The sequence below is a fragment of the Stenotrophomonas beteli genome (genome assembly GCF_001431665.1).
In the GTDB taxonomy this organism is placed as follows: Bacteria; Pseudomonadota; Gammaproteobacteria; order Xanthomonadales; family Xanthomonadaceae; genus Stenotrophomonas; species Stenotrophomonas beteli.
Genome location: NZ_LLXV01000029.1, coordinates 24,928 through 45,016 on the forward strand (window position 1 = coordinate 24,928; position 20,089 = coordinate 45,016).

The window sequence follows — 20,089 nt, forward strand, 5'->3', positions numbered from 1 at the left end:
GATCCCATCGGGTCGGGCCTTGGCGCTACTTTCCGGCCAGCTCGCGAGCAGGCACACCCGCCACCGTACTGCGGGGCGGTACGCTCCGCAGCACAACTGCATTGGCGCCCACAACCGCTTCATCTCCCACCTGCAACGAGCCCAGCACGCAGGCGCCGGCAAAAATGATTACTCCATCTCCAATGCACGGATACTGCGTGCCGCGTTGGCCGAGCGTGACGGATTGGTACAGCTGAAGATCGCGTCCCGCCACAACGCCATCTCCCACGACCACGGCAGCAGCATGGGGAAGAAACAATCCAGGCCCGATCCTGGAGCTGGGGGAAAGATAGCAAGCGGAAACGCGCACGTTGTACAGCCACATCAACTTCGACAGCACGCGGCCCACCTTGCCGAACCGCCTCGCGAAGACCGATAACCGGTAGCGCACCACTGTTGCGAACCCAGGATCCACAAAATAGCGAGCCAGACCGCTCATCAGTGATGGCTCCGCCCCTGCCCTGGCAGCGCGGAGGTCCGCATTCAACAGGCTCAGTAGTGTTTCCGTAGCAGGAACCTCGGTCATGCATCCAACTCCTTCTTGAAGACGGCCGGGTTGCCCGCAACAAGCACATTCGCTGGCACGTCGCGTGTAACCACCGCTCCCGCACCAATGATCGAGCCGGCACCGATCGAAACGCCGGGGAGAATAACCGCGTTCGCCCCAATCCAGACCCCATCACCAACATGCACGTCACTGGCGGTAACCTTGCCCGCGCGCGCGTCGGCGCTATCGACAACGTGAGACGCCGTGATCAATGCGACGCCGTGGCCCACGGTTACACGACGGCCAAGGCGGATCGTCCCCGTTGCATCGAAGTAACAGCCACGGTTGATGAAGCAGCCCTGGCCAATGACGATGCGCCCACCCTCAAAGCGCCCGCCCCCCCGGATTCGAACACCACCGGCAGTCGATATCCCGAGAATGCCCAGCAGACGCGGACGAAGGCGACAGGAGATCGGATCATCGGGAAGCACCGCGCAGGCCATGTTTAACCCATGCACCACGCACTTATGGAGGATGCGCCAGATCATGATCCCAGCCTCTCATAGGCGTTGGAGTACCTCGAGAAGACCACGTCGCGCGCGTGCTGCTCAGAGACGTAGGCCGATGCGTTGAAGGCGATATTGTCCAGCATTGTCGGATCCGCAGTGACTGTCCTTACGATTTCAAGGAACTGCATGGGCGTGTCGAAGACGAGTGCAACGTGACGCCCCTCGACATCCAACCCCTCCAAGCCCAAAGAGGTTGTCACGGTTGGAACCCCGATCGCAAAGGCATCAACGATCTTTGTCTTGACTCCGGATCCGGAAAGAATGGGCGCCAAGTGCAGATCCGTTTCACGGAGCGCCTCATTCAAATCGTCAACGAAACCATGGAAGGTAATCCCCGGACGCGAAAGTTCATGGGCCACCCTCGCATCGATGCTTCCAATCACATCCAGCGAGTACTCAAACCCGGCGTCAACCAGCACAGGAAGAAGCGTGCCAACCACGTATCGCAGGGCCTGCAAGTTCTGCGGTGCCTTTAGGTTGCCCAGGAACGCGAAGCGAAGCGGCATGCCGCCTTGACGTAACCGTGGCGGCCGGACGCCACTGACGTCCGCAGACATCGGCGGCACAGAGTACAGGTTAGCCGCGCCCGTCCTCAGCCTGTGCCGCTCAGCCTCCAGCCCCGATACAAAGATGACGCTCGCGGCGGACGCGGTCACATCCAGCTCCATCTTTGCCAATCGTTTGGACTCGACAGCCAGAAGACGGGCTGCAAACACGTTGGCCAGCCATCCGGCTGCAGCCGGCAATCGCTCCCTGAAGGTTCCAAGCACGTCCGTCGCGCCTGAGGCCAGTTGCCTCTGATAACGGACGGAAAGCAGATCATCGATATCAAGGACGAGCGGCGTCGAGCGCCAATGCCGGACGTAGCTCCACAACCTGAGCATGTCCACAACAACAACATCTGGACCGAATTCGGCGATCTCCGAGGTGATCCAACGTGACTTGCCCTTGCCGAAGAAGGCCAGGCATTGAAGCGGCGCTGACAGCCCCAGGTGAAGGGCGCCACGCAGTACATCCACCACCCCCGGATAACTGGTGAAATGGAACGCCACCGAGGGGAACTCGCGCCGGTACCGCTCAACATCAACAGTCTCGCCCCGCCCCTTGAAACAGATGACCATCACTTCATCGAACCGATCAACCAGGTACTCGAGGTGCTGGCGCAGCATGCGCTCGCGGCCGCCGACCACAGGAAGGAACGGCCTGGTCATGAGAAAGACGGCCTTAGCCATGACGCACCATCCTTATGCCACGTGAAATGGTCAGTACTGCGGCAAGCGGGATCCACAGGAGCACGAAGGCAAATGAGCCAAACTGAAGGCAAGCGGCGCCCATGAGCACCAGCTGGAGAACCACCAGCTTTTCGGCCGGAGAACCGAAGCGCTTGATGAGGCCGAAATCCCGACGAACGCGGTTGAGCATGAAGATGAGATACGCCAGCCCCAGCAACCCGCCCATCACGTAGATGCCCACATACAGATTGCGCGGATCAGCCGAGACCGACGAGATGTCGCCCATGATCTCGAAATTTCGATACGCAACATGATTCAGCGGCAACCATGACATCGCGTCATTGAAACTGAACGGATACATCGCTGCGCCCATTCCGAACGGATATGAAAGCGAGACAAGGAATGCGTACACGGGATACATGATGCGCACAAAGACGGATCCGTCGAGGGACTCCAGCAGCGATGCCTCAACGGTCGACGCCTCGTCGAGCTTGATGATGCGTGTCAAGTAGTAAGGAAGGTCCCCTGAAGATGCGAGATTGGACACGATCAGCTTCACCGCATATGCCACTAACAAGGTACCTGCCCCGATGAGGAGCACTTGAAACAGGGTCCTGGTGAAGCTGCGCCCCATCAGAAGGCGGTATCCGATCAATCCGATGACCAGCGTCGCAAAGCCATAGAGAGAGAAAGTGGCGGCAAAAAGCATCAACCACATCCCGCGATAGATCCAGGACAAGCGGCCAAGCAGCGGGAATGCGAACACAAGATAGAGACTGGCCCAGGATGCCTCGGAGGTAAACAGCTGCACCCGCGACCCTGCATTTCCGCTCAGTGCAAGCGCCAATGCGTCGCGAAACACGCCACCAATACCCAGGTAGATGGCGACGATCTCGAAGATTCCATAGCACAGCACGATTTTCAGCACGGAACGAAGAATGTTCAGGTACTGATCGATAGAGACGAACCTGAAGTAGTAGCGGAAACCAAGAAAGGCGGCCAGCCCCGCTAGAACAGGCAGAATTCCTCTCAGGACGCGATCCACGCCAATGTCCTTCACGCCCAGGAAGATGAAACTGACCAGGACCACGTAGAGCACAAAACAGATTGTCGCCACGTCGGCGCGCTCAATCCTTCCACGCGAACCGAAGAAGAAGACGATGCCAAGCAGTGCTGCCGGGATGAGCGACGGCGGGCTGTAACTGACAGGGACGAACGACATCTTGAAAACGGGCAACAGAACTATCGCCAGAAGACCAAGCCAGCTGACAAACCTGATCCTGATCATCGAAGCCCCTCAATGGCCGCGACGAACCTGCGCGATGTCCCCGCGTATCCGTACTGCTCGCGCAAAGACTGGACGGCAGCGAGTCGGGGCAATTCGGCGATCGCAGCCATGGCCTCGGTTGACGCTATTGCCACTGCGGCCTTATCGCATCGATCAAGTGCGTCAAGATCGGACGAGAAGAAGTCGGCTGCGTCCTGAAGCACTTCTTTGGCCCCACTCCAACGCGTGCTGATCACCCTTCCGCCGACAGCCATCGCCTCAACGGGTACATTGGCGAATCCCTCCCACAAGGAAGTGACAAGCACGAGATCGGCCTGGCGGAAGTACGGAAGGGGGTTGTCCACCGCTCCGAGGAACACCACTCGATCCGATACCCCACTCATTTCAGCACGCGCCTCCAGAGACTCTCTCAAGCTGCCGTCACCAATGAACACCAGTACGCCCTTGTAACCCAGCTTCGCCATTCCGGCGAAAACAGCAATGGCGATGTGCTGCCCCTTCTGTTCATTCAATCGACCGCATGACACAACGTACGGCCCGGATATCGCCGAAACTGGCGGAGCAAGGGACTGCTCATCCAGCTGCGAAAAATCGTATCCATTGGGGATGTAAAGTGTCTTCTTCGGCGACACGTTGAAGAGAACCGGGGCGCGTTCGGCAGCAACTGGGGAATTGCAGTGATAGAGATCACTCCCGCGGTACATCCAACCACACAAACTCCGCACCAGGCGCTTTCGCCAGCCGGCAGCAAGATCCCGCGAAGGATCCTGTCGCTCGGAAACGACGAGCTTGAAGTCAAGCCCGAACTTCTTCGCCATCAACGCGACGATACTCGGACCGTACGACATCGAAACAACTGCATCGAAGCGTTCATTCCGCATCAGCCTGCGGAATCGAAGCACAGCCACCAGGATACCCATGGCGCGGCGAAGGTCATAATCCCACCGCGCATTGGCCTGGAACTCCCGCACCAGCGGAAGGCCGAGGGAATAGTCCGCCTCTCCACCCTCTTCCGCAGGCTCATAGGACAGGATGCTCACATTGGAGACGCCGTCAGCCAGCATCTCCCTAAGGCGAAGGGTGGATGCCTTGATCCCACCCGCGTGGACATCCGTAGTGAAGATCAGGACGTTGAGGGACGAAACCGGGTTCTCCACGCAATCCGTCTGTTCGCCTACACGATCAGGATCGCTGCGCATCTCATCTCCACCTCTTTCCTGCGAGCTCACGAATGGCCCAACCATTGCTTGGGCCCGCCTACACCAAGCGAGCGATAGCCACAAAGAATGACGAGCACGATCATCACCATTCCCAACATCTGGACAACAGGCCCTGCATACACAGCAAGGCAGTAGGACGCAGCCAGGGCAACGAAGGTGACCAGGAAGATCCTTGACAACTTGGCCCACGGAAGCTTCATTGACAGCTTGGAGGCCGCGAGCCAGGCAGCCAGAATGACACCCACGGTCAAGGCAAGCAGCAAGGCGATCAGGATGCTGACCAGACCGATGGATTGGGTCGCGTACAGACCAACGCATCCGAGCACGAAGAGGATCAGCGCCAATGCGCTGGTAGCTACCGAGTAGACCGTCTTGCCCCCGATGGCGAACAATGCATCGAGTCCATAGCTCTTCAAGCAAACAAGCACGACTGAGATGACCGCGAGAAGCGACACCTTCGAGTAGGAATCAAGGAATGCAGGTGGCACGAAATACGTCACCATTACACGATTCGCATAGAGCAGAACAACCATGGCGGCAGAGAAGAGCGCCACCACATTGACCAAGTGGCCGGCCATGTGACGCCTGCCTTCCACCGGATCAAGATTGACGCGACCAATTACCGGCTGGAGCAGCACCAGATTGATCGCCGTTCCGAGCGCCATCAGGATCTTCTGTGCAATATCCACTGCCAGCAAGGCGCCTGCCGACTCAGCTCCACCTGCGTAGTGCACCATCGCGTATCTCGCGGCGAGTGGCAGCGCAAACGAGATCATCCCTGCGGCAGCAGCGAACAATCCAAACTTCATCAGGAAGATCACGCTCGATCGCGCGGGCCACCGAAGTGAGCGCGGGCATGATCCGGCGAACAGCGAGGCAACCAGGAAGGAAATGATCAGGCCCGCAAGTGCGAACCTGCCATCAGAGAACGTCGACGCCGCGGCAAGCGTAAGGATGAATGACAGGATGCTTCGCGCCATCCAGGTAATGGAGAAGCGAACATTGCGAAAGCTGGCCCTCAGGCTGGCCTGCTGACCATCGAATGCCCCTTGAGCACATGCGTAGAAGAGGATGAAGCCCGCAGTGAAGATTGCCCCCCCAGCATCGCCAGTTACCAGAAGCAGCACCGCCAGGACTACCGCCACACCCAGAACGCCCAGGTAAAGTGCGCCAAGGGCTTCAGGCAACTGCCGTGGATCGCGGGAGTCACTTGTGGAATAACGGACCACGCCAATCCGCAGCCATTCGAAAAGAACAGCAGCCGCAAGCTGACCCGACGCCCACATCATCGCAAAACGCGTGTACTCCTCCGGGACCAGCAGCCTCGGTATCACGAACTGGATACCAAGACTCGCCAGGTTGGCGAGGACCAGCGAGACCAGCATCAACATCGATGTTCCGGCTCGCACCCTTCCAGCAGCTACCTGCATCAGTCGACCCCGAACTGATCGCGACTGTATGTCTTGCCTGCCACATCGTCTAGATCAGGGTGGCGTCGATTGGCAATGATCACGTCAGCAGTGCGCTTGAATTCACCCAGGTCCCGGCACACTCTGGACCGGAAAAACTCATCGGCGACGATGGTGGGCTCATAGACAATCACCTCAACGCCTTTAGCCTTGATTCGCTTCATAACGCCCTGGATGCTGGACGAACGGAAGTTGTCCGACCCGGCCTTCATCGCCAGACGGTAGATGCCCACCACCCTGGGATTGGAGCGAAGTACTTCCGCAGCAATGAAGTCCTTGCGGGTCGAGTTGGACGCCACGATGGCCTGGATGAGATTCTGTGGAACGTCGCGATAGTTCGCCAGCAACTGTCGCGTGTCCTTTGGCAAGCAGTAGCCTCCATAGCCACAGGAGGGATTGTTGTAGTGCTCTCCAATCCGGGGATCCAGGCACACACCATCAATGATCTGACGCGCATCCAAACCATGGCAGGCCGCATAGGTATCCAGCTCATTGAAGTAGGACACGCGCATCGCCAGATATGTGTTCGCAAACAGCTTGATGGCCTCTGCCTCAGCTGCTCCGCAGAAGACAACGGGAACGTTGTCCGTCGCAGCCCCCTGCAAAAGAAGTGACGCAAACTCCGTGGCCTGCGCCGAACTCTCACCCACGATGATGCGGCTGGGGTAGAGGTTGTCGTGCAGGGCGCGACCCTCGCGAAGAAACTCCGGCGAGAAGATGATCTTCACGCCTGCATGCTCAGCACGGACACGATCGGTAAACCCCACGGGTACGGTGGACTTTACGATCAGCGTCGCGGACGGATTGATCTCCAGCACATCACGGATGACTTCCTCGACCGAGCTCGTGTCGAAGAAGTTCGTATCCGGATCGTAGTCCGTCGGCGTTGCAATAATGACGAGCCTGGCGCCGGCATAAGCCGATTCCTTATCCACGGTCGCGCGGAGATCCAAGGTCCCTCGGTCCAGAAAGCCCTGGATATCAACGTCTTCGATGGGCGAACGGCGCTTGTTGATCGCCTCCACCTTTGCCGCGTCCACATCCAGTGCGACGACAGAATTGTGCTGAGCAAGAAGCACAGCATTGGCCAGGCCGACGTACCCCATCCCTGCAACCGCGATCTTCATATCCAATGCTCCCTACTCCACCCAAGCACCGCTCAAGCTCAGCGCGCAGGCAGCATTCATTCCCTTATCGAAACAACAGCACCTCGTCATGAACGACTACGGAGCCGAACATCACGGCTCCGCATCCATCTTCAGCCGAAGTCAGGTTGAAGACTTGTACTCGTAGTAGCCATAGCTGTAATAGCCCGTAGCACGACGCTGCACAGCGTTGAAGATCGCCCCCTTGATTCGAACGTTGTTTTGCTCAAAACGATGCTTGGCTAGCGCCAACTCCTTCGCCTGATTTAGTCCAAATCTCGCCACCATCAGACACGTGCCGGCGTGATGCGCAATGATTGCCGCGTCGGTCACAGCAAGAATCGGCGGCGTATCGACAATTACCAGATCGTACTGCGGCGACAGTGCCTCAAGAAGCTGCGTGAAGTTGGCGTGCATCAACAACTCGGACGGGTTCGGCGGAACTTCACCACGGGTAATGAAACTAAGGCTGTCGATGCCCGGCAGCGTCCGCACGACCTGCGCCAGATCTGCCTTGCCCACCAGAAGATCAGAGAGGCCAGGCGACTGCACTGCACCCAACGCCTTATGCAGGGTGCCCTTTCGCATGTCTGCGTCGATGATGAGGACGCGCTGACCCGCCTGCGCGATCACTGCGGCGAGATTGGAGGAGACGAACGTCTTGCCTGCGTTCGGGCTGGCGCCCGAGATCAGGACAATGTTGTTCTTTGCCTCCAGGCGGGCGAAGTGCAGGCTGGTTCGCAGGCTACGCACGGCTTCGATCGCAAGATCCGCAGGATCCTTGATGGCCAGCAGGTGAAGCTTGCCATCGGCGCGGAACTTGCCCCGCACCGAGTCGCTCTGCTGCTGCGCACTTACCGGGATCGACGCGTAGACGGGCAATCCCAGCTCCTCGATCTGCGCCGGATCCTCGACGCCTCGGTTGAGCATCTGCCTCATGAGTACAAAGGCAATCGATAGGAAGCCACCGAGCAGGGTGCCAACAAGAACAACCAGTGCCTTTCTGGGCTTCACCGGTGTTGATGCATCCACCTCGGCCGCATCGACGATGCGCACATTGCCCACCGTGCCAGCGCGCGCGACATCCAGCTGCTGCGCCTGATTCAGCATGCCGGTATACATTTCATTGCTGACCTGAAGGTCGCGCGTCAGCCGCAGCAGCTCCTGCTGCGCTTCAGGCAACTGCTTCACCTGCCCCTGGAATCCGCTCTTCCGGCCCTCCAGCTCTCCAATCTGCCGCATCAGCGCCTGGTACGCCGGATGATCGCGCGTGAACTTGCGATCCATCTCCGCCTGCTGCAGGCGCAGCTGCTGGATGCTGGTTTCCACAGCAACCTCCTGATCCAGCAGTCCCTTGGTCTGCAGGCTCAGATCCACGGAGTTGGCGCGCGTCTGGTAGGCACTCAGCGCCTTCTGCGCGGCGTCCACCTGATTGCGCACGTTGGGCAACTGCTCCTTCACGAAGGTCAGCTGGGCAGAGGCCTCGGCCGAGTTTCGTTCCACGTTCTGCCGCACATAGGCCTGGGCGACCTGCTGCAGGAAACGCTGTGCAAGATCAGGATCCGCATTCTCATAGGCCAGCGTCAGGATACCTGACTCCTTGCCCGACTCACTTACAGCAACCTTCTTCTGCAGCTCTCCCACCACCGTGAGGTGGCGCTGGCGGGTCACTTCAAAGCGCATGCCCGGATGCGCGCGCATCTCCGCAACCTGCGCGGTCACCCCCTTGCCGCTGGCGACCTCTCCGACCTTCCCCTTCAACAGAAGATTGTCGTCTTCGTCGAACAGTTCATAGCTGCTGTTCTCGCCGACAACCAGAGTCATCGGTCGCGCCAACAGCGCGCGCGGCACATCCAGCTGGAAGATCTCCAGCGTCTCGCCGCCCCAGCCGAAACGGCTCATGCCAAAGCGCACATCAGCCAGAGCGTCCGGATCTGCACGCTCTGCCTTGCGCGCAAAGTAGCCCCCCAGGAGCGGGAAGCGGTTGGGCTCGATGGTGATATCCAGCTTCAGCGCATCGACTGCGCTGCCGACCACCGAACGAGAAGTGATGAGCGCGATTTCGGTTGTCGCCTCCGCCGTGCCCCCTCCGATGCCGAGCGACTGACTGATATCAGAGAGCCCTGGCAGACTCGGCACCTTGGATTCAACCTGCACGATCGCATCGGCACGATAGATGGGCGTCGCCAACAAGGCATAGGCAACCGCGATGACGAAGAACGTCCCCGTAATTCCGGCAATCCACCATCTGTGGTCAACCAGCGTGCCGAGCAACTGCCGCAGGTCGATTTCATCGGCATCATCCTGCGCCGGACTGCGAGTATCGGTGGTCATCAGTAAGAACTCTTCAATTGGATGTAGGTGCGGTCAGGGATGAGAGGTCAGCACTACAGATGACGCGCCCAACTCTCCACGCCTTCAGCCATCAGCGTGTAGACATGCTCGAACGCGGGACGCTGCTGGCGGTACGGATCGGGGATCTCCCGATCCTGCTGCCACTTGCCCAGCAGGAAGGTCTTGCCCGACGCCTGCGGCGCAATCTCGGCGATGCGGCGTACGTGCTTGCGCTCCATGGTCAGCACCAGATCGGCGGCGCCGAGGATGGCGTCATCGATCTGGCGGGCGCGGTGGGCCAACCCATCCATGCCCCGCTCCGCCAGCAGCTCCTGCGCGGTGGCATCGATACCGTGCCCCACCAGCGCGCCCAGGCCCGCCGAAGACACCTGGATGCCCCTGCCGGCCACGGCCTGCCTGAGCATGACTTCAGCCGAAGGGCTGCGGCAGATGTTGCCTACACATACAAAAAGAACGTTCTTGAACACTGACCTGGATCCTGTGGCATTCCTTGCGGCGCGCGCGACCAGAACAAGCATCGGGCCGGCGGCAGCCGCACAGGATACCTTACAAGCGCATTACAGGCGATGAAATCGCCAACAGATTCATGGAATTACGTCGCAGTTCCGCACATCGGCCAGCTCAATACGCCGACTTCTGGCCCAGCACCTTCAGCACGGTCAGCGCGATGATCCGCACGTCCAGCGTCGGGCTCCAGCGTCGGATGTAGTCGATGTCGTACTGCACGCGCTTCTTCATCGAGCGCAGCTCGGGGGTCTCGCCACGCAGCCCGTGCACCTGCGCCCAGCCGGTGATGCCCGGCTTGACGTAGTGGCGATGCATGTAGCGCTCGATCACCCGCTCGTAGTGGTTGTTGTGCTGGATCGCGTGCGGCCGCGGCCCCACCACCGACATGTTGCCGCCCAGCACATTGAAGAACTGCGGCAGCTCATCCAGGCTGCTGCGGCGCAGGAACGCACCGAACCGGGTAACCCGCGGATCGCCGCGCGTGGCCTGGGTCAACTGCCCCACGCCCTCTTCATGCACGCGCATGGAGCGGAACTTGAGCATCCAGAATTCCTTGCCACCCAACCCATGACGCCGCTGCCGGAACAACACCGGGCCCGGCGAACTGAGCTTCACCCCCAGTGCCAGCACCACGAACAGCGGCGACAACAGAACCACGGCGACGCCGGCCACCAGGATGTCCTCGACGCGCTTGAACAACCGGAAGCGATGGTCGGCCAGGCCCTGGCGAACGCCGATCATCGGCACATCGCCCACCTGATGCACCCCCGGATTCAACGCCCCCAGACCGGTGGTATCGGGGATCAGGCGCACAGGCACGGGAAAGCGCTCGATCTGCTTGAGCATGTCCTTGATCGGCCCGGTGTCGCCCATCGGCATCGATACCCAGACCTGGTCGAACTCACCCCGGTGCAGATCCATGTACTGCGGAACGTCACCCAGGGCGCCCAAGCGACGCGGCGCGTCACCGCCCCGGCGGGTGGCGATGTCGCCGGCACTGGCAAAATAGCCGACCACTTCCTTGCCCAGCTCGGGCTTGCCGCGCAGCAGGCGGTGCAGCCTGAGGGCCGGCGCCCGCAGGCCCACCAGCAACACGCGCTCCCGATCCAGGCCACGCGAACGCAGCCGGTGCAACTGCACCCGCAACAGCACGCGCACGGTCGCCATCGAGGCCAGCCCGGTGAAATACCAGCTCACCAGCCATTGCACCGGCACCGAGTCACCCAGGCCGACCAGCACCGCGTACAGCGAGAACAGGGCGAACGTGCTGGACCAGGCCAGCAGGAGCAACCACAGGTCGGCGAGCAGACCGCGCATGCGCCAGTTGCGATAGACCGGAGCAATGGAGAAGCAGACGATGGCGCTGAGAATCACCGCGCCGAACACGATGCGCTGCGAGGGATTGGGCGCCCCAGTGGCGTAGCACAGCAGGTGCGAGAGCACCGCCATGCCCGGCAGCAGCAACAGATCACCCAGGCGCAGCCCCAGTTCCAGGGCCGCCCGGGCCTCGACCCGGCGGCGACCCGCCCGGGCCCGCTCTGCGGGAAGGTCTTCTACGGATCCATGTAGCAAAGCACTTCTCCATGTCTACCCGACCCGACAGCGAGCGGCTCGCTGTCGCGCGCGGGACTCCCCAGCCCGCACGGAGATGTCGAGGTTGTGTCAATTAAATGTGCGAGGATTGTGAATGATGTCACGCGCAAAAGATAGGAACCCGGTCACTCAATGGCGACCACTTTCCGCCTCGCACAGGCCTAAGTAATTAGAACCATTACTATTTTTGTTTGTTTCGGAGGGTGTCGACATGCGTCACCTTGCGTCACAAACCGTCAACTCATCTTCACATGACGCCAACCGCTTGACGCCCCGGGCCGCCGCCCCCTGCCCTGCACCGCACCAAAGCCCCACCACCACCCTCTGCTACCATCGGCGGTTCTGTTCATCGCGTCCCCCACCTGCCCGCGATGGCGCCAAAACAACGTAACGAAACACAGGAGTCTGCATGTCTTCCGAGCTGCTCAAGTCCCTTGGCCTGGACGCGATCAACGCTGGCACGTACCTGGGCAACGGGGAGTGGTCGAGCGCGACCAGCGGTGAGCTGATCACCCCGGTCAACCCGACCACCGGCGAGCCGATCGCGCAGGTCCGCGCGACCACCGAGGCCGAGTACGAGACCGTCGTCGCCCGCGCCCAGGAAGCCTTCAAGATCTGGCGTACCACGCCAGCCCCGCGCCGCGGCGAAGCCGTGCGCCTGTGCGGCGAAGCGCTGCGCAGGCACAAGGACGCCCTGGGTTCGCTGGTTGCCCTGGAAATGGGCAAGAGCAAGCCGGAAGGCGATGGCGAAGTGCAGGAGATGATCGACATCGCCGATTTCGCCGTGGGCCAGAGCCGCATGCTGTACGGCTACACCATGCATTCCGAGCGCCCCGGCCACCGCATGTACGAGCAGTACCACCCGTTGGGCCTGGTCGGCATCATCTCGGCCTTCAACTTCCCGGTCGCGGTGTGGAGCTGGAACTCGTTCCTGGCCGCCATCTGTGGCGACGTCTGCATCTGGAAGCCGTCCAACAAGACCCCGCTGACCGCCATCGCCTCGCTGAAGATCTGCAACGACGCCCTGCGCGAAGCCGGCTTCCCGGACATCTTCTTCCTGATCAACGATGCCGGCACCGCGCTGTCGGAAAAGATGGTCGATGACCGCCGCGTACCGCTGATCAGCTTCACCGGCTCGACCCAGGTCGGTCGCACCGTCAACGAGAAGGTGGCACGCCGCCTGGGCCGCTGCCTGCTGGAGCTCGGCGGCAACAACGCCATCATCCTGGACGAAACCGCCGACCTGAAGCTGGCCGTGCCGGGCATCGTGTTCGGTGCGGTCGGCACCGCCGGCCAACGCTGCACCACCACCCGCCGCCTGATCGTGCACCGCTCGATCTACGCCGATGTGCTGGCTACGCTGGTCAAGGCCTACAAGCAGGTGGAAGGCAAGATCGGCGACCCGACCGATGCCGCCAACCTGATGGGCCCGCTGAACAGCGAAGGCGCCGTGCAGCAGTTCCTCGATGCGATCGCCCAGGCCAAGGCCGCCGGCGGCACCATCGAAACCGGCGGTACCCGCATCGACCGCGCTGGCAACTTCGTGCTGCCGGCCATCGTCTCCGGCCTGAAGAACAGCGACGCGGTGGTCCAGCACGAGACTTTCGCACCGATCCTGTACGTGATGCCGTACGACACCCTCGACGAAGCCATCGACATGCAGAACGGCGTGCCGCAGGGCCTGTCGTCCTCGATCTTCACCCAGAACCTGAAGACGGCCGAGAAGTTCCTGTCGGCGGCCGGCAGCGACTGTGGCATCGCCAACATCAACATCGGCACGTCCGGTGCGGAGATCGGCGGCGCCTTCGGTGGCGAGAAGGACACCGGCGGTGGCCGCGAGTCCGGTTCGGACGCCTGGAAGGTCTACATGCGCCGCCAGACCAACACCATCAACTATTCGGATTCGCTGCCGCTGGCGCAGGGCATCAAGTTCGACCTGTGATGGCAAACGACGCGGACACGCCCATGGGTCAGAGCCCCTCCGGGGATCTGACCCCAGCGAAGGGTCGGATCCCCGCAGGGGCTCCGATCCTCGATTTCAGCGGCCGCCGCGTGCTCATCGCCGGCGGCAGCAAGGGCATCGGTCGTGAAATGGCACTGGCCTTTGCCAGCGCCGGTGCGCAGGTTTCAGCCTGCGCACGCGGCCAAGCCGGCCTGGATGCACTGCGCGCCGACGCGCAGGCGCAGGGCTCGCCCCTGCACACGTTCGCCACCGATCTGGCCGACCTCGGCCAGATCCAGGCGTGGCTGCAGGCCGCCGCCGATGCGCTCGGCGGCATCGACGTGCTGGTAAACAACGCGACCGGCTACGGCATGGCCGACGACGAGGACGGCTGGGCCGCGAGCCTGCAGATCGACCTGATGGCGGCCGTTCGGGCCTCGCGCCTGGCCCTGCCCTGGTTGCGTGCGTCCAGTGACGCCTGCATCCTCAATCTGTCGTCGATCGCCGCACAGCAGCCGCGCCCCGGTGGCGCGCCGTACGCCGCGGCCAAGGCCGCGCTGTCGCACTACACCACCTCGCAGGCGCTCGCCCTGGCCAAGGACCGCATCCGGGTCAACGCCATCGCACCGGGCTCGATCGCGTTCGATGACGGCCTGTGGGACCGCCGCCGCACCGAAGATCCCGCGCTGTACCACGGCACCCTGGCGAAGATTCCGTTCGGCCGCTTCGGCCACCCGCGCGAGATCGCCGACGCCGCCCTGTTCCTGTGCTCGCCGCTGGCGCGCTGGGTCACCGGCCATGTGCTCAACGTCGATGGCGGCCAAGTGTTGACGGGCTGATACCGCTCCCGGTAGCTGCCAACCTTGGTTGGCATGCCGCTCGTCGGCCAAGGTCGACGCCTACCCTGCTGAATTGCCCTTCGTCGACCAAGGTCGACGCCTACCGGGGCTGGCACCTCGTTTGTCGACCAGGGTCCACGCCTGCCATCGCATCCGCCGGGCATGGGATTGCCCGGTCAGAGGCACTATCATGTGCACACTGCCAAGGAGGACCCCGATGAGCGTGGCACCCCGACAGACAAGTGCCCTGGCCGTAGTGAGCCTGGTCGCCGGCATCGCCAGCTGGACCGTCCTGCCGTTCGTAGCCAGCATCGTGGCCATCGTCACCGGGCACATGGCCCGCGCCGAGATCCGCCGCCGTCCGCACGACCTTGACGGTGACGGCCTGGCCGTCACCGGCCTGGTGCTGGGCTGGCTGATGGTCGGCGCGGTGATCGCCGCAATCGTGGTCTTCATCCTGTTCTTCGGCGGCCTGGCCTGGCTCGCTGCGATGTCGAACGGATCGTCATGACCCCTTCCGACAGCACTGAACGCTTCAGCAGCCGCGTCGCCGACTACGTCCGTTACCGGCCTGACTACCCGCCCGCCCTGCTGGAGTGGCTGCATGGCCCGATGGGCGTCAGCGACCAGGTCCAGGTGGCCGACATCGGCGCTGGCACCGGCATCTCCAGCCGCCTGTTCCTGGCCAGCGGCCATCCGGTGGTCGCCGTTGAGCCGAACGCGGCCATGCGCGCCGCCGCCGAAGCATGGCTGGTACCGCACTATCGGCAGTTCCGTGCCGTCGACGGCCGCGCCGAAGCCACCGGCCTGGACGCTGCCAGCGTTGATCTGGTCAGCGTCGCCCAGGCCTTCCACTGGTTCGACACCGTGGCCGTGCGCGCCGAATGGCGGCGTATCCTGCGTCCCGGCGGCCAGGCACTGATCTACTGGAATTCGCGCCTGCTCGATGCCAGCCCGTTCCTGGTCGGCTACGAGCAGCTGCTGCTGGAGTTCGGCACTGACTACAGCGCGGTGGCCGAGCGCTACCAGGACGATGCCACGATGCGGGCATGGTTCGGGAGGGGGCTACGCGGCATGGTGCAGCTGCCGAACGTGCAGTACCTGGATCTGGACGCCCTGCGCGGGCGGCTGCTGTCTTCTTCCTACGCACCGCAGGCCGGCCATCCGCGGCACGCGCCGATGATCGCCGCGCTGCAGGACCTGTTCGCCGCCCACGCGGTCGACGGCCAGGTCGCTTTTGAATATCAAACCCGAGCCTTCCTCGGCACGCTGGACTGAATCGACGCATGTATTCGCTTGCCCGCCCCTTCCTGTTCTCGCTCGATGCCGAGCGCGCCCACGGCCTTGGCCTGTCCACACTGGACCTGGCCTACCGCACCGGCACCACGCCGCTGCTGGCCGCACGCATCGCGCCGATGCCCAGCACGGTGTTCGGGCTGACGTTCCCCAACCCGGTCGGCCTGGCCGCCGGCCTGGACAAGAACGGCGAGCACATCGATGCATTGTTCGCGCTCGGCTTCGGCTTCGTCGAAATCGGCACCATCACCCCGCGCCCGCAGGCCGGCAATCCGCAGCCGCGCCTGTTCCGCCTGCCGGAACACAACGCGATCATCAACCGCATGGGCTTCAACAATGCCGGCGTGGACGCGCTGGTGCGCAACGTCGAGCGCGCGCGCAACCGCCGCGGCCTGCTCGGCATCAACATCGGCAAGAACAAGGACACCCCGAACGAACAGGCCGTGGACGATTACATCGCCTGCCTGGACAAGGTGTACCCGCTGGCCGACTACATCACCGTCAACATTTCCTCGCCCAACACCGCCGGCCTGCGCGAACTGCAGGAAGAGACCGCGCTGCGCCAGCTGGTGAGCCAGCTGCGTGACCGCCAGGAAGACCTCGCCGCGCGGCACGGCCGTCGCGTGCCGATGCTGGTGAAGGTGGCGCCGGACCTGAGCGAGCGCGACATCGATGCCGCCGCGCGCGTGCTGGGCGAGCTGCAGGTGGACGGCGTGATCGCCACCAACACCACCATCGACCACAGCAAGGTGGCCGGCGACCCGCTGGCCAACGAAGCCGGCGGCCTGTCCGGCGCACCGGTGCTGGAGCAGTCCACGCTGGTACTGCGCCGGCTGCGTGCGCGCCTGCCCGAAGCGGTGCCGCTGGTGGGTGTCGGCGGCATTCTGTCCGGTGCCGATGCGGTGGCCAAGATGGCCGCCGGTGCCTCGCTCGTGCAGGTCTACAGCGGCCTGATTTTCCGCGGCCCGGCCCTGGTCTCGGACTGCGTGGAGGCGATCCGCCGCCGTCGCGAGGCGCCCAGCCGTGGCGCGGTGGCGCCGCTGTGAGCGCGCCCATGGATACCGTCGACGGCAACGCCCCGCTGCGCTGGACGCTCACCCGCAATGCCCCGTTGCAGGCGCTCAATACCTTCCATGTGCAGGCCAGCGCCGCGCAGCTGCTGGAACTGCACGATCCCGCACTGCTGCCGGAGGTGCTGGCACTGCCGGAGGTGGCCAGCGGCCCGCTGCTGGTGCTGGGCAGCGGCAGCAACGTGCTGATCGCCGAAGATCTTCCCGGCACCGTGCTGGTGTTCGCCAACCGTGACATCAGTTTCCTTGAACACCGCGCCGACCATGCCGTGATCCGCGCCGGCGCCGGCGTGCCGTGGCATGGCCTGGTGATGTGGTCGCTGCAGGAAGGCCTGTCCGGCCTGGAGAATCTGGCGTTGATTCCCGGCACCGCCGGCGCCGCGCCAATCCAGAACATCGGTGCCTACGGCGCGCAGGTCGGCGAGTTCATCCAGGCCGTTGAAGCCTGGGACTGCCAGGAACAGGCCTGGGTGCGGCTGGACAACGAACAGTGTGGTTTCGCCTACCGCGACAGCGTGTTCAAGCAGCAGATGGACCGCTACTTGATCACCGCCATCGAGCTGAAGCTGCCGTTGCTGCATGACCTGCGCATGGACTACGCCGGTATCCGCGAGGAACTGCAGGCGCAGGGCGTGGAGCTGCCCAGCGCCGTGGACGTGGCCAATGCGGTGATCGCGATCCGCCGCCGCAAGCTGCCCGACCCGGATGTACTGGGCAACGCCGGCAGCTTCTTCAAGAACCCGGTGCTGCCGCTGGAGCAGGTGGACGTATTGCTGCAGCATTTCCCTGAGTTGCCGGTGTTCCCGGCCGACCAGGAGGGCAAGCGCAAGGTTTCGGCGGCGTGGATGATCGAGTCCTGCGGCTGGAAGGGCTTCCGCGAAGGCGATGCCGGCGTGGCGCCGAGCCATGCGCTGGTGCTGGTCAACCACGGCAACGCCACCGGCGCCGAGCTGCTGGCACTGGCGCGCCGCATTTCGGCCTCGGTGCTGGAGAAATTCGGCGTACCGATCGAACCGGAGCCCCGCCTGCTCGGCGCACAGTGGTGAACAGCCCCACCCTCTCCCCCGGCGCCACCCCGATGCGGGCGGCGCTGCTGATGCTCGGCAGCACGATGGCCTTCGGCCTGATGGCGGTGGCGATCCGCTATGCCACCCGCTACGTACCGACCCAGGAAGTGGCGTTCTTCCGCAACGCCTTCGGCCTGCTTGCGCTGCTGCCGATGCTGCTGCGACCGGGCCGCGCGCCATGGAAGACCCAGCAGCTGCCGCGCTATTTCGTGCGCAGTGCGATCGGCCTGGCGTCGATGCTGTGCGCGTTCTGGGCGCTGGGCCACCTGCCGCTGGCGCAGGCGGTCTCACTCTCGTACTCCACGCCGCTGTTCGTCACCATTGCCGCGGTGCTGTGGCTGGGCGAAACCGTGCGCGTGCGCCGCTGGGCGGCGGTGGTGGTCGGCTTCATCGGCGTGCTGGTGATCGTCCGCCCTGGCACCGCTGGCTTCACCGCCGGCAGCCTGGTTGCGGTGTGCGCGGCCGTGCTCAGCTCGCTGGTGGCGATCCAGATCAAGCAGCTGACCCGCATCGACAGCGCCGACACCGTGGTGCTCTACACCTATGTGTTCTGGGTGCCGTTGTCGCTGGTTCCGGCGCTGTTCGTCTGGGTCTGGCCCACCGGCCTGGCCTGGTTGTGGCTGCTGGCCACCGGCGTGCTCGGTACCCTGGGCCAGCTCTTGTGGACCCGCGCTCTGCGCCTGGGCGAAGTTTCAGCGCTGACGCCGATCAGCTTCCTGCAACTTCCGCTGGTGACCCTGTGCGGCTGGCTGCTGTTCAATGAAACCGTCGATCGCTGGACGATCCTCGGTGCCGGCATCATCCTCGGCGCCAACGCCTATATCGCGCACCGCGAGGCTGTTCTGTCACGACGTGCCGCCAGCGCTGCGGCCTCAGCCGCCGCCAAACCGGCCGAGTAGACCGCGCCAAGCGTGGATAACAACCCTCCCGCCTGATCACGCCACCCACGCGTGGCGTGGATCTACAGCGCGCGATACGCGCGCTCGGCAGCATCAAACACATTGCCGGGAGCGAACTGCTCGCTGAGGAAATGCAGCGATTGCCGGCGCAGCTGTGGCGAACGATCCAGCGCGCCAGGCGCCAGCAGCACCTGCTGGAATTCGATCAGGTCCTGCAGGATGCGCCCGTGGCGATACCAGGCGATCCAGCGCGGATCCCCCAGGTCGCCGCCATAGCCTTCGCCGAAGCCCGCCGGATTCTCGCGGCCCCAGCGCCCTCCAACGGCGGCACCGACGAACATCAGGTCACGTTCGCGCGGTGCCAGTGACAGGCCGTCCCAGTCGATCAGGTGCAGAGCGCCATCGTTGCCCATCAGCAGGTTGCCGGCGTGCAGATCGGTATGGCACAGGTGCAGGTCCACCGGAACGCCCTGCAGCGCACCGTACAGCTGCAGCGCGTGTGCGTGCAGCGCGGCGATGCGCACGTGCTGTTGCTCCCAGATGGAGACGAACGCGCGACTGAGCCCGTCCTGTGCAGCCGGCAGGCCATCCTCGGCCAGCCACCTGCCCACCGTTTCCAGCGCTGCGGGCTCCAGCTGCACGCGCGGCAATGCTCCCTGCAGCTCCGCAGGCAACCGCACCTCGTGCAGGCGCCGCAGCACCTGGCCCAACCGGTTCCACTGGGCGCGGCTCAAGGGCGCCTCGAAACCGGACTGACCCTCGATATAGGGAAACAGGGTGAACTGCAGGCCCCAGCGCTGAACCGAGGCGCCGCCGGTGAGTGCCGGCCATGGCGCCACGATCTCGTCGATGCCGGATGTGCCGCGCAGCCAATGCAGGCTGTCCCACACCGCGGGATCAACCTGGTAGGTACGGCATTTCAACCACCACTGGCCATGCCGCGCATCGACGCGGTACACGCTGGCGCCGGCGTCGGCGCCCACCGCGCGTGGCACCACTGCGGTTGCCGTGATGCCGTAGGACTGCTGTAGAACTTCGCCGAGATGCTGCGCCGACGCGAATGACATGAATG

At 63.3% G+C, this 20,089-nt stretch carries 18 protein-coding genes; 7 read left to right on the forward strand and 11 right to left on the reverse strand.

What is annotated here, in order from left to right:
* Positions 1-25: 25 nt before the first annotated feature.
* The 10 genes from ARC23_RS07325 to ARC23_RS07370 form a co-directional block, all read right to left on the reverse strand.
* Positions 26-565, reverse strand: coding sequence for a serine O-acetyltransferase (locus tag ARC23_RS07325; protein WP_057496639.1), 540 nt, complete (start codon positions 563-565; stop codon positions 26-28).
* Entirely contained in the window at positions 562-1,074 is a 513-nt protein-coding gene (locus tag ARC23_RS21340) for a DapH/DapD/GlmU-related protein (protein ID WP_057496640.1), read from the reverse strand. Before ARC23_RS21340 ends, ARC23_RS07325 begins: the two co-directional genes overlap by 4 nt.
* Positions 1,071-2,327, reverse strand: a complete 1,257-nt coding sequence (locus tag ARC23_RS07335) for a glycosyltransferase (RefSeq protein ID WP_057496641.1) — start codon at positions 2,325-2,327, stop codon at positions 1,071-1,073. The genes ARC23_RS21340 and ARC23_RS07335 overlap by 4 nt, the downstream gene beginning before the upstream one ends.
* Positions 2,320-3,615 (reverse strand): hypothetical protein, encoded by a 1,296-nt coding sequence (locus ARC23_RS07340; RefSeq protein ID WP_057496642.1) that lies wholly within the window; start codon positions 3,613-3,615, stop codon positions 2,320-2,322. The genes ARC23_RS07335 and ARC23_RS07340 overlap by 8 nt, the downstream gene beginning before the upstream one ends.
* A complete protein-coding gene (locus tag ARC23_RS07345; protein WP_057496643.1) occupies positions 3,612-4,814 on the reverse strand; it encodes a glycosyltransferase in 1,203 nt (400 codons plus the stop codon). Before ARC23_RS07345 ends, ARC23_RS07340 begins: the two co-directional genes overlap by 4 nt.
* Before the next feature lie 26 nt (positions 4,815-4,840).
* A complete protein-coding gene (locus ARC23_RS20990; protein WP_057496644.1) occupies positions 4,841-6,226 on the reverse strand; it encodes a hypothetical protein in 1,386 nt (461 codons plus the stop codon).
* 38 nt (positions 6,227-6,264) lie between these two features.
* Positions 6,265-7,431: a nucleotide sugar dehydrogenase gene (locus ARC23_RS07355; protein ID WP_057496645.1), complete on the reverse strand. Its 1,167-nt coding sequence runs from the start codon at positions 7,429-7,431 to the stop codon at positions 6,265-6,267.
* Positions 7,432-7,572: 141 nt separating this feature from the next.
* On the reverse strand, positions 7,573-9,783 hold the full coding sequence (locus ARC23_RS07360; RefSeq protein ID WP_057496646.1) for a polysaccharide biosynthesis tyrosine autokinase: 2,211 nt from the start codon (positions 9,781-9,783) through the stop codon (positions 7,573-7,575).
* Between the two features lie 53 nt (positions 9,784-9,836).
* Positions 9,837-10,271, reverse strand: coding sequence for a low molecular weight protein-tyrosine-phosphatase (locus ARC23_RS07365; RefSeq protein ID WP_057496647.1), 435 nt, complete (start codon positions 10,269-10,271; stop codon positions 9,837-9,839).
* Between the two features lie 154 nt (positions 10,272-10,425).
* The gene (locus ARC23_RS07370; RefSeq protein WP_057496648.1) at positions 10,426-11,883 is read right to left on the reverse strand and encodes an undecaprenyl-phosphate glucose phosphotransferase; all 1,458 of its coding nucleotides are present in this window, start codon (positions 11,881-11,883) and stop codon (positions 10,426-10,428) included.
* Between the two features lie 430 nt (positions 11,884-12,313).
* On the opposite strand from ARC23_RS07370, the gene amaB reads away from it, so the two are divergent.
* The 7 genes from amaB (at position 12,314) to ARC23_RS07405 (ending at position 19,017) form a co-directional block, all read left to right on the forward strand.
* On the forward strand, positions 12,314-13,846 hold the full coding sequence (amaB, locus tag ARC23_RS07375) for an L-piperidine-6-carboxylate dehydrogenase (RefSeq protein WP_057496649.1): 1,533 nt from the start codon (positions 12,314-12,316) through the stop codon (positions 13,844-13,846).
* Positions 13,847-13,869: 23 nt separating this feature from the next.
* Entirely contained in the window at positions 13,870-14,685 is an 816-nt protein-coding gene (locus ARC23_RS07380) for an SDR family NAD(P)-dependent oxidoreductase (RefSeq protein WP_152985221.1), read from the forward strand.
* Between the two features lie 217 nt (positions 14,686-14,902).
* On the forward strand, positions 14,903-15,196 hold the full coding sequence (locus ARC23_RS07385) for a DUF4190 domain-containing protein (RefSeq protein WP_057496651.1): 294 nt from the start codon (positions 14,903-14,905) through the stop codon (positions 15,194-15,196).
* Positions 15,193-15,963 (forward strand): class I SAM-dependent methyltransferase, encoded by a 771-nt coding sequence (locus ARC23_RS07390; protein WP_057496652.1) that lies wholly within the window; start codon positions 15,193-15,195, stop codon positions 15,961-15,963. Before ARC23_RS07385 ends, ARC23_RS07390 begins: the two co-directional genes overlap by 4 nt.
* Before the next feature lie 8 nt (positions 15,964-15,971).
* A complete protein-coding gene (locus ARC23_RS07395; protein WP_057496653.1) occupies positions 15,972-17,027 on the forward strand; it encodes a quinone-dependent dihydroorotate dehydrogenase in 1,056 nt (351 codons plus the stop codon).
* Positions 17,028-17,035: 8 nt separating this feature from the next.
* Positions 17,036-18,097, forward strand: a complete 1,062-nt coding sequence (gene murB / locus ARC23_RS07400) for a UDP-N-acetylmuramate dehydrogenase (RefSeq protein ID WP_057496654.1) — start codon at positions 17,036-17,038, stop codon at positions 18,095-18,097.
* 32 nt (positions 18,098-18,129) lie between these two features.
* Positions 18,130-19,017, forward strand: a complete 888-nt coding sequence (locus tag ARC23_RS07405; protein WP_057496655.1) for a DMT family transporter — start codon at positions 18,130-18,132, stop codon at positions 19,015-19,017.
* A gap of 62 nt (positions 19,018-19,079) precedes the next feature.
* Here ARC23_RS07405 and ARC23_RS07410 read toward each other — a convergent pair whose 3' ends face one another.
* A complete protein-coding gene (locus ARC23_RS07410) occupies positions 19,080-20,084 on the reverse strand; it encodes an aminoglycoside phosphotransferase family protein (RefSeq protein ID WP_057496656.1) in 1,005 nt (334 codons plus the stop codon).
* Between the last annotated feature and the right edge of the window lie 5 nt (positions 20,085-20,089).